Origin of the sequence: Xanthomonas sp. NCPPB 2632, from assembly GCF_041228075.2 — a bacterium.
GTDB lineage: Bacteria > Pseudomonadota > Gammaproteobacteria > Xanthomonadales > Rhodanobacteraceae > Luteibacter.
The window spans coordinates 3,527,515-3,540,717 of record NZ_CM192979.1 but is presented as its reverse complement, the minus strand read 5'-3'; the positions used below and the strand labels follow the sequence as shown (position 1 = coordinate 3,540,717).

Sequence of the window (13,203 nt, the reverse complement as noted above, 5' to 3'; positions counted from 1 at the left end):
TATGTGCAAACCAGAAAAAATAATCGGAGCAGTTTTGGAAGAGCTCTCTGGATGCTTTAGCGACGACACGGAAGCTAACGTCAAAGGATTGCTTTCTTCTGGCGAGCCAGGAGTGGGGCTAGAAGTATTGTGTTCTCAGTTGGTTGAATTTGATATTCCTGTTTCAGCAAATGTAAAAGAACAGCTTAAATTAGTTGCGAGAGTTATGGAGATGGACATTGAGGAGCTAGACGAACTGAAAGTCGTGTAGCTTCTTGAGTGAAACCTACAGATAGTGCTGTAGACAATTTTGTCGACCCCCCATTAGTTAGTGCCAACCATAACCCAAGGTCGCCGGATCATTTTGCTGCCTGAATTCTGCGGGCGTCAGCCCGCCTAAGCTGTCGTGCGGTATCTCGCGGTTGTAGTCGGCTAGCCAAAGCTCTGCCTGCTCGCGTACTTCGGTCAGGTTCCGAAACACGTGCATGTCGAGGACACCACGCCGGAAGCTGCCGTTGAAGCGCTCGATGAAGCCGTTCTGCATCGGCCTTCCCGGCTCGATGAAGTCGAGCTTGATGCCTTTGCGTTCTGCCCATTCCGCCAGCGCAAGAGCGACGAATTCCGGACCGTTGTCCAGGCGAAGCTTCGACGGATAGCCGCGCCACGCGGCGACACGTTCGAGCGTTCGGATCACTCGCGATGCAGGAAGATTAAGGTCGATTTCCACAGCGAGTGCCTCGCGGCTGAAGTCGTCGATGACGTTGAACGTTCGGAAGCGGCGGCCGTCCCACAGCGCGTCGGACATGAAGTCGATGGACCAGCTTCCGTTGATCGCCTCGCCGGCCACCAGTGGTAGCGGGTGACGCGTCGGGACACGCTTCTTGCCGCGTCGGCGGCGATTCAACTGCATCTGGCAATACACGCGCCACACCCTCTTGTGGTTCCACGGCAGACCGCGCCGGCGGATGATCTGAAATAGCTTGTCGAAGCCGCGCTCGGGGAATCGCTCAGCCAGCTCCGCTAATAGCCCGATGACGGGCTCGTCGCGATCAGGGCGAGCCTCGTAGCGCAGCGTAGATCGCGAGAAGCCTAGTGCCTCACAGGCCCGGCGCTCGCTCCATCCGTGCTGCTCGACCAGCCAGGTGATGAGCGGGCGCTTATGCGCCGGGTCTACAGCTTTTTTGCGATGAGATCCTTAAGCCCGTGGTTCTCCATCGCCAGATCCGCATACATGCGCTTGAGCTTGTTGTGCTCCGCTTCCAGGTCACGCAGGCGATGAACGTCCGACGCCTCCATGCCACCGTACTTCGATTTCCAGGTGTAGTAGGTCGCCTCGGAAATGCCGAGCTCCCGGCACATGTCCTTGACCTGCCTGCCGCCTTCGACCTGCTTCAGCGTCGCAACGATCTGGCTCTCGGTGAATTTGCTCTTGCGCATCGTGGGTCTCCTTGGGGATATTTTGCCCGGAGACCTCGGTTTATGTCTGGAGTAAGTTTACGGGGAGGCGACAAGCGAGCCGTGGCACGCCTTACGGAGGGCTGGATACGCTATCAGCAGGACATCACCGATACACAAATCCGCGACGGCCTGATTCAGCGTTTCGAGTTCACCTACGAAATCAGCCACAAGATGCTCAAACGGTTCCTTGAAATGACCTCGGCCAATCCCGCCGAGTTTGACGGTATGACCTTTCAGGACCAGATCCGTAGCGCGAACGAACGCAGCTTGCTGCGCGGCGACTGGCCCGCCTGGCGCAGATATCGCGATATGCGTGGGAGGACCAGCCACACCTACGCGGAAGAGGTGGCACTGCAAGTTGTGACTGGTATCCCCGACTTCATCGAGGAAGCCCGGTACCTACTGAAGCGCCTGCAGGAAGTGTGTACGTGAACGGAGAAGGCACGGCAGTGCCGGACATCGACATTCTTCCAGAGCAATGGGCTGTCGTGAGGGACATCTTGCATCGACGGGTGCCCCAATACGAAGTATGGGCTTTTGGCTCTCGTGCCAGGAAGAACGCCAAGCCCTATTCCGACCTCGACCTGGCGATCATCACCGACGTGCCGCTACCGTTGGACATCGGTGCGGCATTGCGGGATGAATTGTCGGAGTCCGATTTGCCCTGGAAGGTGGACATCGTGGACTGGGCCTCAACGGACGACGTGTTTCGCGACGTGATCCGGCGAGGCAAGGTGATTGTGCAACGCCGTCGCTGATGTCAGCGTAACGGCCTTTCCGGAGACCTCCAGCGCCGCGTGCGGGCACTGCCCCTTCGTCGTAAGCACCAGATTGCATCGCACCGTCACCCCACCCGGAAACCCCACCGAGTAACCGTGCTCCGACGGTTCGCCCGCCGGGTAATCCGTGCTTATCAACTGGGCCCCGCTAGCCAAGACGACATCGCGGCGTGCGGTGTCGTTCTTCAGCGCTTGCCCCTGCGCCGGATCGTCGGTCCGCGCACGCACGATATAGCCACGACGCACCAGCGCGTCGATCTCGTCCGCCGAGCATTCGTTGCACTCGGTGAACGCGGCATCGTCGGCGCCCGGCGTGGCGTTGGTGAAGATCAGCCGACCACTTAGCGAAGGATGACCTTCGCCGTACACGCCTTCCACCTTGCGCTGGTCGAGCAGGAACACCACCTTGCCGCGTGCCTTGCTTAGGCTGGGCCAGCCACCCGCACGCACGGCCTCGTCGAGGCTGGCGTGATCGCCGCGCACATCGTCGGGAACGATCATCTCGTCGCGCGGGAACACCGACGCGATCTCCGCATCCAGGGCATCGAAGACGGCGGGCGTGAAGGGCTCCGGCGTCACGGTCGGGATCTTCGCCTTGAGCGGCTCGTCCTTGGTTTCCACCAGCACGAACAGCGGCGCGTGTCCCGGGTGCGCGCGCGACCACGCACGCAGTTCGGTCAGGCAGGCGGTGAACGGCTGGCAGGTGCTGCGCTGGTCCACACCCTGGATATGCATGACCTTGAAGCCGGGCTTCTCCCAGACGCCCGGCGCCGCGGTCGGCGGGTCGGGCGGGAGGCCGTTCATCGCGATGAGGTGGTCGATTGCCGGTTCGAGGTACAGGCCGCCCTTGGCATCCGCGAACACATCCAGCTCCACCTGGCGCACGCCGTCGTCGAGCTGACGGGTCAGGGAAGGGTGGCGATAGTCGATGGCCGCGAACTCCTTCGGTGCTTCCTTCTGCATCACGCGCGTGGCGCTGGGCGCAAAGCCGGCGTGATAGCTGTTGTGCGTGCCGATGACCTGGATCTGGTTGAGGCGGAGGTCACTCGTCGCGGCGAAAGCGGCCGATGCGAAGAGGAACGAGGCCGCGGCGAGCGGCAGCAGGCGGAAACGAAGGGAAGCCATGGGTATCCTCGGGGCGATCAGTGGCGGGCACGTGTGCACAGGGCGAAGTCGGGGTCGGACAGGGACGGTGGGAGCGACGTGGTGCCCCAGCGCGAGGGCGACGGCCCCATGACGAGGTCGAGGGTGCCGCCCTTGTCGATCTGGCCGTGGCGGAACCACGCCGCATCCAGCGGCTGTCCATTGAGCGTGGCCGACTGCACATAGCGGTTCGTACCGTCCGGTGTGAAGTTCGTGGCATGCACGGTAAAGGTCTTGCCACCGCCCAGGTCGATCCGCGATTCGCTGAATGAGGGCGTGCCGATGAGGTAGACGTCCTGTCCCGCGTTCGGATAGAAACCCATCGACTGGAAGGCGTACCAGCTGGACATCGCACCGGAATCGTCGTTACCCGGAATGCCCGCGCGATCCGCGCCGAACGCGCGATGCAGGAACGTCGTGACGCGATCGGCGGTGAGGTCGGGGCGTCCTGCCCAGAGGTAGAGGTCCGGGATCAGGAAGCCCGGCTCGTTGGTCATGTCGAAATGCAGGTTGTCGAACACCGTGTCCAGGCGCTTCACAAAGGCCTCGTTACCGCCCGACAGCGCGATCAATCGGCGGACGTCCTGCGGGGCGTAGAGCGAATACGTCCACAGATCGCCTTCGTAGTAGAAGTCCGGCCACGTGCCTCGGCGGACCAAGTACTGCGCCGCCCAGCTACCATCCTCGTTGCGGGGACGCAGGAAACCGGACACGCCCTCCTGCGTGCTCGTGGCATCCCACAGGTTGGCCCAGTTACCGGCGTGCTCGCGGTAAAGCTTTGCCTCATCGGCGTGGCCCAGGCCGCAGGCCACCTCGGCGATGGCGAAATCGTCGTACGCGTATTCCACGGTGCGCGACCCGGCGCGCTCGGTCGGCTGGGCCACGTAGCCCAGGCGGTTGTAGGTCTCCAGGCCGCCACGTCCTTCCTTGCGTGCATCGGTGGGGGCGACGGTGGCGTCTTTCATCATCGCCTTGAACGCCGTGGCGTAGTCGATGCCGGTCAGCCCTTTGACGTATGCATCGGCCACCAGCACATCGGCATTGCTGCCGCCCTGCGTGCGTCCGTTGTCGTTACCGACCCGCGCATCGGGCATGTAGCCGGTGTGGCGGAAGGTATCGACCAGCGAGCGCACGATGTCGCGTTGCACGTCCGGCGCGATCAGGGTCAGCAACGGGCCCTGGCTACGGAACGTATCCCAGATGGCCTGGAAGTCGTCGTAGTACGGCTCGTTCGAGGTCCACTTCGGGTTTTCGCCCGTGTGGTCGGACGGCATCATCATCGTGTGGTACAGCGCCGTGTAGAACATGCGGCGCCGGGTCGCATCCGCCCCCGCGATCTCGATACGTCCCAGTGCCTTGTTCCACGCTGCCACCGCCGCCTGGTGCACGCCGTCGAAATCCCAACCGCGCGCTTCGGTCGCCGCGTTGCGGCGGGCCTGGGCTTCGCTGACGAACGAGATGCCGACCTTCGCCTGAATCGCCTGGCCGCCTTTGACCGCGTAATCGAACGAGACACCGAGTGGCATGGCGCCGGTGGTGCTCACCGTCGATGCGTTGCTCACGGCGGTGTCGAGCCACGTACGCGTGCCCGACGCCGGAGTGTCGACGATCATGTCCACATACACGTCGTACGGGCCGCCTTCGTTCCAGCCACCGACGTAATGCCCCACGCCCGTGACCTCGGTGGGCGAGACCACGCGCAGTTCGCCGCCGAGGAACCGCTGGCTTTCCGGGCCGGTGTCCTTGTAGAGCAGGTCGAGGTCGAGCGTGATGTGGCCGTCGCCATCCTTCGCGAAGGTGTAGCGATGCATGCCCATGCGGCGCGTGGCCGTCATCTCGGCTTTTACGCCGTATCGCGTGAGGTCCACGGCGTAGTAACCGGCGGCGGACACCTCGTTGGCCCGTGGCGAGTGGAACGCACCGGGTTCCAGCTCACCGGTGGTGGCCATGACGCGCACGTTCTCGTATTTGCCCGATCCGCCACTGAGATGCAGGTGCGAGAAGCCGCGGATGTCGCCGGTGCTCTGGAAACCCTTGCGATAGCCATAATCGCGCAGGTCCGGGCCGACCTTGACCATGCCGAAGGGCAGGGTGGCGCCGACGAACACCTCGCCGAACCAGTCCGATCCGATGAGCGGATCGACGTCGCCGGCATGGTCGGTGGCCATGGCGGCAGGCGTTGCGAGGATCAGGCAGGCGAGGGCGACAGCGAAGGTGTTTCGTACCGTGGAGCGGTGGGTATGCATCGGTGCACTTTCCTGTTCAACCGTCCGATCAGAACGTGTAGGTGGCCTGCACGGTGTAGTTGCGCCGTGCCAGGTAGTAGTACGTCGGGTCCTTGGCCAGGCCGTTGCCCTGGATCGCGGTGCGATGGTCGAACAGGTTGTTGGTCGACAGCTGTAGCCTCAAATCGGGCGTGAAGCGGTAGCCGATGTTGAAATTGGTGTAGTTGTAGCGGGGCAACCGCGTGTTCGGGTTGTACGTGGCGCCACCGGTCTCGCCCACGCCGGCGAAACGCGTGCCCACGTACTTGACCAGGAACGAGCCATACAGCGGGCCGTGGTCGTAGATGAAGCCGGCATCCGCCGTGGACATCGGCGCATTGGCGATCTGCCGGCGGGTCGTCTTCGAATACGCGCTGTTGATGCTGCCGTTGGCGGTCACGCTGAACCCGGAGTCGCCCAGGATGTGCGTGAGCTCGCCTTCCACGCCCTTGTAGATCACGCCGCCCTGGTTCACGAACACGCTGACCAAGGCGCCGCCGGGCCCGATCGGTTCATCGACGCTGGTGACCAGGTTGCCGAAGTCGATGTAGTAGACGTCCACGTCCGCCACGGTGGTCGGGGTCTTCCAGACCACGCCGGCCTGGTAGTTCGTGGTGGTCTGCGGCTCGACGTTGCCGGTGCCGGCTGTGCCCTGCAGGATGTTGACCTTGGGCGCCTGGAAGCCTTTGGCTACCTGCGCATACGCGGCCAGGTTCGGCGAGAACCGGTAGTTGGCCGCCACAGAGGTGAGCGTGGTGGAAAAGTGGCCGCTACCGCCCACCGGCAGGAAGTTGGATACCCCATCGAGCGTGCGGTTGAACACGATCTGCTTCACGCCCGGCACGATGCTCAGGTTCTCCAGCGGATGCCAGTCGATTTCGAGGTAGCTCTGCGTGGTGTTCGTGTGCTGGCGGGTGTCGATGATGTTGGCGTTCGGCTCGCCCTTGAGGACGCGCGGCGTCATCGTGGAAAGATCCACCGTCACCTGGTCCTGTACCTGGTAGGTGCGCTCGGCCCAGATACCCGCTTTCACGGTGCTCTGGAGCCAGCCGCTACCGACGTCTTTCTCCGCGGTGAGGAAATCGCCCACCGCGCGATACCGGCTGTTGTTGAACGCACCCGGGACACCGCCAGCGGGTAGCAGTGCGTTGTTCGGCACCGCACCGATCAGGCTCACGGCCCCCGGACCGCTGTCACGCAGGCCGTAGGTGTAGAACTTGTTGTCGACGCGCCAGTCGCCGTAGTCGCCATGCAGCTGGAGGTATTCGAAATCGGCATGGCGGTCGTCGATGTTGTAGCGGGCGTAGCCCTGCGAGGTCGGATCGTCGTTCAGGCCACCGAATTCCAGGCCATAGAGGTCGGTGCGCTTCCGGGGCTGGGCGGTGAAGGTGTTCCACTTCACCTTGTTGTAGTCGGCTACCAGGGTGAGCGTCGTGTTGTCACCGAGTGGCTGGCTGACCTTGAACAGCACGTTGTCCTGGCGAAAGCCGGCGTGGTCGATCAGGCCGTCGGATTCGGTGTGGCTGTAATTGACCGAGGCCTCGGTGCCGATCTTGTTCATCGCACCGGTGTTGCCGGTGCCGGCCACCTGCCACGTAGCGCCGCTGCCGTACATGGCGGACACCTGGCCGGACGGTTTGTCCGTAGTGGGTGCGGAGTACAGCGCCACGGTGCCGCCGAAGGTCGCGTTGCCGAGGTTGCTGGCCGTTCCCGGGCCGCGGTCGACCACTACCTTGTCCAGGGACGGCCCCGGAAAGAAAGCCGTGGTAGCGTGGCCGAAGGCGCCGGGGTCGCCGAAGGGAATGCCGTCGAACGTCACGTCGTATTCGCCGTCCTGGAAGCCGCGGATGGTGGCGCTCTTGCTGGACAGGCCGGCGCCGTTCGGAGCGGCGTTCACCGCGGAAGGCGTGAGTTCCACCAGCGCCAGGTAGTCCGCCTTCGGTGTCGCGATCGTGTGGATGAAATTCGCGCTCAGCACCGACTGCGGCTCGATCTCGAACAGGTTGCCCTGTGAAGGCGCGAGCGCCGCGGCACTGCCGGGCGGTGCGAGATTCGGATCGTCCACGCCTGCGGATACCGCGACACCTTGCAGGGTGGTCGTCTGTTTCGTGATGTCGGCGTCCGTGGTGCCCGCCGTCGCGCCGATAGCGGTGGCGAGCGCCGCCAGGCCGAAGCCAAACCGTACCTTCTGATGCATTGCGTCGAAACTCCTGCGTAAATCGGCCGCGCGGTGGCCCGCAACGGTCAGCTCTGACGAGGCCGAAGGGCATGGGATGGAAGCTGTGGGGGAGGGGTGTTTAAAACAGTAATCAAAGCTATCGTGTGCACGTGACAGTGCCTTGACGTTTACATGGCGTCTGGTGCGGAAAGCCTGCGTCTTGCGTTGCAACGTGCGTGCACGCATGGAAGAACTATCATGCGAAACCCTTCAACTGATCGTCAGAATTTGCGATCACTCCTTTCGAGGTGGACCCATGAAAAGCGTTACGCGTCGAAGGAAGAACGACGCGCGTCCGGCGATACCGCTGGACACCAAGCAGCAGCCGGTCCAGCAGCGTTCGCTGGAAACTTTCGAGTCGATCCTCGAGGTCACTGCGCGGCTGCTTGGAGAAGTCGGCGTGGAACGGCTTTCGACGAACCTGATTTGCGCCCAGGCGGGCATCTCGCCGCCGGCGCTGTATCGCTATTTCCCCAACAAGTACGCCATCCTCAAGGTGTTGGGCGAACGCCTGATGGCCTGCCAGAACAAGGCCTATCGCGCGTGGCTGGAAGAGGAACAGGCACTGGAGTACGACGGCTCGCGCGAGGCCAGCATCCGTGGCCTGCGCGACATGCAGGCGGCGATCAATGCCGCCACGCTGGCCTTTCCCGGTGCCGTGTGGATCATGCGAGCGCTGCGCGCCATACCCACGCTGCGCCATATCCGTCTCGATTCACACGACGACGTGGCGGAAACGAGCTTCAAAGGTCTACGTGACCGCTACCCGAGCGCGGACCCGGAAGCGCTGCGCGTAGCGATGAGACTCTCCACCGAGGTGATGTATGCCGCGACGGAAATGGCGGTGGATCATCCGACGATGGATGGCCATGTCATCAACAGCGAGGTTGCCGAGATGGTGGTGCGTTACTACGACAAGTTCGTCGAGGGCGAAAAGCGCGAGGCCGAAAAGCGCTAGGCGTTCGCGGAACGGGTTGGCGCGGGTCATGGCGAATCGTTCACTCTTTCGCTGTTACCCTCCCGCGCGGGAACAGGGGTTACCTCTCATCGGGAGTTGCAATGCGTGTGACGCGAAAGGATAGGATCCAGGTACGTGGTGCCCTGCGCGGGTGCGGCCTGGCCGTGGCGCTGGCCCTGTGCCATGTGGCTGCCGCGGCCCCGACCGGCCAGGACGAGGCGACACGTAACTACGACGCGCAGGATGTGCGGCTCAATGCCGTGTACAAGAAGCTGATGCAGTCCCTGGACGAGCCGGGACGCAAGGCGCTTCGCGACGAAGAGCGTCAATGGGTGGCCGGCCGCGACCAGTCCTGTGGCGTGCCCCCGGGCAGCACGGCCAAGAACGAATGCACCACCACCCAGGCCAGCTTCCGGGCCGACGAGCTCGCATCGCGCCTGAAAGCCGCCGGTGGCACGCGCGTATCCGCAACTCCGTCCACGACAGGCGCAGCCACAGGCACCGCCATCGTTGGCGACTGGGGCTACCGCAGCGACTGCAATCTGGGTCATGCCGCCCAGCTCGGCGTCACCGCGTCGACCGCAAAAACGGCCGAAGGCACCTGGTCCGACGGCACCCACCAGTCCGGCAGCCAGGGTCGCTTCAAGGGCGAGTGGCGGGACGGCAAGCTGTATACGCGTTTCTGTGCCGACCCGGCCGAGCGCGGCGGCTATCCCGCGTGCCCGGCCTACGGCGACGTCGCGGCCTATGTCGTCCCCGAGGGCAAGCGGCTGGCGTGGTACCAAGCCGAGGGCCCGGCCAGCGAAGGCAACTATTCGAAATACGTCACGCTTGACCGCGTGCCGAAGGGTGGCAGGGCGCCGCTCGATACCCAGTGCAAGGACGCCCCGTAACACCGACCGTTAACCAGGAGTTGGAAGATGCCAGGATTGACCGATAACGAAGCCAGGGCGCTGTCGTATTTCGCCATTGGCGTGAGTTCGGAAGGCGGCGATGTCGCCTACAAATTGAGTTTCGCGGGCAATGTGCGCAACGACGCGCACGGCAACCCAGCGATGCACCCGATCGGCAACAGCGGCTTTTCCATCGGTACGCTGCAGACCGACCTGGGCCAGCATCCCGAAGTGGCCACGCAACTCACCGACGCCTACCAGACGTGGGCGCGTACGGCGCATCCGGACTGGGCCCTGAATGCGGCCCAGCGCACCCAGACGATCGACGACCTGGGGCGCACCGGCCGCCAGATCACCGCCCAGCATGGCCGTCCGCTGGACGCGACGGTCAAGTCGCACCTGGACAGCTTCATGGCCAGTGATGCGGGCGTCGACTTCGTGCACCGTCACGACACCGCGCAGGTGGACCGCCTGATGACCAAGGCGATCGGCCCGCTCCAGCAAACGCCGCTGTACCAGCATGCGTCGGAGCAGGACCAGGCGCGGCTGATCACGATGACCGCCAAGCTCTACAACCAGAGCGAGGTGTACGGCAATCGCCTGGTCGGGCAGTTGCAGAACAACGAGCACCACAGCGTCGACGACGTCAAGCACTCGATCGACCGCTACCCGGATTACGTACGCGACGGCCGCGACCACGCGCTGGCCGGCACCGCGCTGTTCAACGACATGCAGGCCACGGGTGCGAACCATCCGCTGCGCCCCGCGTGGGACCACGTGCTGACCAACCCGACGGTCAATCCGACGCAGCTTGGCAACGATCCCACCCATCCCAACCTGCCGCACGAATACGCCGCCATCCGCGATGCGTTCACCGATCCGGCTCACTCGCGGGGCATGGTGCAGGCGCTGGGTGAGGGCGGTTCCTATGCGAATACGCAGAACAAGCGCGGGTTCGTGGCGGAAGGTCGCGACCTTGTGACATGGGATCGTTCGGGCCACGCGCAGGCGCTGGTCAACGGCCAGTGGAGCACGCTCAACAGCCGGGACATTTCCACCCACGTCAACGCGGACAAGACCCTGGACGTGAACGTGCATCGCAACGGCGCTGACGAGCGGCTGCTGCATGTCACCCATCCTGGCCGTGTGCATAGCCAGCCGGCCGCCGCGCCTGCCGCGCACGGACAGGCCGCGTCGCACGGTCAGGCCGCACCGCACAGCCAGGCCAGCGGCGAACATATCCAGCGCGCTGGCACGTTGCGCGAACACGATCGCGCTCCACAGGTCCAGGCGTTACAGGGTCAGCTTGCCGCTCTGGGTTACAAGGGCGCGGACGGCAAGGCCCTGCACCCCGACGGCGATTTCGGCGGCAACACCAGGCACGCGTTGCAGTCGTTCCAGCGCGATCACCGGCTGACCGAGGACGGCATCGCCGGATCGAAGACGATGGATGCATTGCACACGGCCACCCAGCGTCAGACGTCCCCGACCCAGAGCGCCGGACTCGCCGATCCCACGCACGCCGGTAACGCGATGTACAAGCAGGCGCTGGATGCCGTGCACGGTATCGACGCCAAGCAGGGCCGCACGCCGGACCAGTTGAGCAACAACTTTGCTGGCTCGCTCGCGAACAAGGCCCACGAACAGGGCCTGACCCGGATCGACCACGTCGTGCTCAGCGACGACGCCAAGCGTGCCTATGCCGTGCAGGGCGAGCTGAATTCGCCGTTCAAGCGGATCGCCGAGGTGGACGTGGCCCAGTCGGTGGCCAAGCCGCTGGAGCAGAGCAGCCGCGAATGGCAGCCGGCGTTGCAGCCGCAGAACCCGACGCCGCAGCCGACCCAGGCGCAGCAGCAGAGTGCGCCGACTCCGACTCCGACTCCGACGCCTCCGGAGCCGATGGCACCGCATCGCTGAGGCACTAAAAAACCGGCCGCCTTGTGGGCGGCCGGCTAGCGCGGTGGATACGGTGGTCCGATTACCGCGCGGGTCCGCTTTGCTCCAGGTTCTGTTGCTGGCTGACCGTCGGCGTCTCGGCCTGCTTGTCATGGGTATGTGCAGCATGGCCGAGGGCTTCCATGCTGCTCTGTGCCAACGGGGTACGTGCCGCCTGCGCCACGTTGACCTCGGCGTGCTGCTTGAACGGCGAGTTTTCCGCGCCCTGCATCGCATAGGCCTTGATCGCGTCCTGGCCGAGTACGACACGGTCGATCTGGCTCATGCCCGCGGTCGTCGCCGCTGCGGTCAATGCGCCCGCGATAGGGTGAGTATGCGGGCCCGATTCGCGGCCGTGCTGCGCGTCCAGGGCCTGGACGTGCCCCAGTGCCTGCCGATACATGGCGTTCGCTGGATGATTCGCGCTCTCAAGAGACAGTGACGCGCCTTGGCGCTGACTATCGCTGAGTGCCTGCATGGTCTTCGGGCCGGCAATGCCATCGGCCTCAAGGCCGTGTGCGCGCTGGAACGACTGCAAAGCGTCTCTGGTCTGTACGCCGAAGGCCCCATCGGCACCGACAGGCCGACCGTTTGACCCGGTATAACCCTGATCGCGAAGCTGCGTCTGAAGTGCCTCGACTGCGGCGCCGTTGGCCCCATGGCTCAGCGTGACCGCTGCCGACACAGGAGGCGTCGCCGTGTGTACGGTTGTCGACTTGTCCTGCTGCGGCGCCTGCTGGAGCGCCTTGAGCGTTGCAGGCCCGACGATGCCATCCGGCTTCAGCTGGTGATCGGTCTGGAAGCGTTCGATCGCCAGGCGCGTTTCCTTGCCAGCATGTCCGTCCACGACCAAGGGCTTGCCGTTCGAATCGACATAGCCGTGCGTATTCAGAAGCGTCTGGACCTGTTCGGTTTTCTGTTTGCTCATGCCATGCGACGCTCCGGCCATCGGCATGGCGTCCGGACCGCCGGGTTTGTAACCCTTGTCCAGGGCGCCTTCCCACGCTTGCGCGGCCGCCTTGCGTGCGTCGAGCCCATTGTGACCGCCGTTGATGTCCTTGCAGGCACCTGTTACGTCGTTCTGGTGGCCATTGGCCTGCACGCGGTCCTTCCAGTAGTGAATGGCGATCTTTGCCGCGACGTCGCGGTCGGCGGCCAGTTCGGGATGGTGGGCAAGGTCGATGCCCAGTTCCTTGCCCACGCGCTCGTAGTTGTCCCGGCCGGTGAGCTGCACGAAGCCGCGGCCATGGAAATTCCATCCATCGCCCGGCTGGGTGTTGCCGAGGTTTTTCTTCCCCCATGCGCCGCCATAAATCTCGTTGGCGATGGACTCAGGGCCGCCCGCGGCAATGGCATTGGCCTTGCTGAGGGTATCCATGCCGTTGCGGCCGGGAAAAACTTCGAACAGTCGGCTACCCGAGTAGCCGAGGCCTTCGTTCATGCTGGCGTACCCGCCGCATTCGACTTGCATCTGACCCATGAAGTTGGCCAATTCCTTGGGGTCGGTAATACCCGCCTTCATGGCGGCGTCCATTAAATAGTCGGCGTTTTCTTTCGCGGACATGGTGTAACTCCT

General features: G+C 64.0%; 11 protein-coding genes. 6 read left to right on the top strand and 5 right to left on the bottom strand.

Annotated features, from left to right (window positions below; all coding sequences use genetic code 11):
• The first annotated feature begins 1 nt into the window (after position 1).
• Complete coding sequence (locus AB8808_RS15140; RefSeq protein ID WP_369930471.1) at positions 2-250, top strand: MafI family immunity protein; 249 nt, start codon at positions 2-4, stop codon at positions 248-250.
• 57 nt (positions 251-307) lie between these two features.
• Here AB8808_RS15140 and AB8808_RS15135 read toward each other — a convergent pair.
• Positions 308-1,416, bottom strand: a protein-coding gene (locus AB8808_RS15135) for an IS3 family transposase (RefSeq protein ID WP_369926556.1) whose coding sequence is annotated in 2 segments (ribosomal slippage) — positions 308-1,155 and positions 1,155-1,416 — 1,110 coding nt in all. Because the reading frame shifts where the segments join, the coding sequence is not laid out codon by codon here.
• 81 nt (positions 1,417-1,497) lie between these two features.
• On the opposite strand from AB8808_RS15135, the gene AB8808_RS15130 reads away from it, so the two are divergent.
• Positions 1,498-1,869: an HI0074 family nucleotidyltransferase substrate-binding subunit gene (locus AB8808_RS15130; protein ID WP_369930470.1), complete on the top strand. Its 372-nt coding sequence runs from the start codon at positions 1,498-1,500 to the stop codon at positions 1,867-1,869.
• Entirely contained in the window at positions 1,866-2,195 is a 330-nt protein-coding gene (locus AB8808_RS15125) for a nucleotidyltransferase family protein (RefSeq protein ID WP_369930469.1), read from the top strand. The genes AB8808_RS15130 and AB8808_RS15125 overlap by 4 nt, the downstream gene beginning before the upstream one ends.
• Here the strand turns inward: AB8808_RS15125 and AB8808_RS15120 are convergent.
• From AB8808_RS15120 to AB8808_RS15110, 3 genes are read right to left on the bottom strand one after another with little or no spacing between them, the layout of a single operon-like run.
• A complete protein-coding gene (locus AB8808_RS15120) occupies positions 2,130-3,341 on the bottom strand; it encodes a phosphatidylinositol-specific phospholipase C1-like protein (protein WP_369930468.1) in 1,212 nt (403 codons plus the stop codon). The genes AB8808_RS15125 and AB8808_RS15120 overlap by 66 nt on opposite strands.
• 17 nt (positions 3,342-3,358) lie before the next feature.
• Positions 3,359-5,605 carry a GH92 family glycosyl hydrolase gene (locus tag AB8808_RS15115; protein WP_369930467.1) on the bottom strand — a complete coding sequence of 749 codons (2,247 nt, stop codon included), beginning with the start codon at positions 5,603-5,605 and terminating at the stop codon, positions 3,359-3,361.
• Positions 5,606-5,633: 28 nt separating this feature from the next.
• Complete coding sequence (locus AB8808_RS15110) at positions 5,634-7,820, bottom strand: TonB-dependent receptor (protein ID WP_369930466.1); 2,187 nt, start codon at positions 7,818-7,820, stop codon at positions 5,634-5,636.
• 277 nt (positions 7,821-8,097) lie between these two features.
• Between AB8808_RS15110 and AB8808_RS15105 the strand changes: the two genes are divergently transcribed.
• The 3 genes from AB8808_RS15105 (at position 8,098) to AB8808_RS15095 (ending at position 11,609) form a co-directional block, all read left to right on the top strand.
• Entirely contained in the window at positions 8,098-8,799 is a 702-nt protein-coding gene (locus AB8808_RS15105; RefSeq protein WP_036140546.1) for a TetR/AcrR family transcriptional regulator, read from the top strand.
• A 107-nt stretch (positions 8,800-8,906) separates the two neighbouring features.
• Complete coding sequence (locus AB8808_RS15100; RefSeq protein WP_369930465.1) at positions 8,907-9,692, top strand: lysozyme inhibitor LprI family protein; 786 nt, start codon at positions 8,907-8,909, stop codon at positions 9,690-9,692.
• Positions 9,693-9,719: 27 nt separating this feature from the next.
• Positions 9,720-11,609: an XVIPCD domain-containing protein gene (locus tag AB8808_RS15095; protein ID WP_369930464.1), complete on the top strand. Its 1,890-nt coding sequence runs from the start codon at positions 9,720-9,722 to the stop codon at positions 11,607-11,609.
• Positions 11,610-11,670: 61 nt separating this feature from the next.
• Here AB8808_RS15095 and AB8808_RS15090 read toward each other — a convergent pair whose 3' ends face one another.
• Positions 11,671-13,191 carry a peptidoglycan-binding protein gene (locus tag AB8808_RS15090; protein WP_369930463.1) on the bottom strand — a complete coding sequence of 507 codons (1,521 nt, stop codon included), beginning with the start codon at positions 13,189-13,191 and terminating at the stop codon, positions 11,671-11,673.
• Positions 13,192-13,203 lie beyond the last annotated feature (12 nt).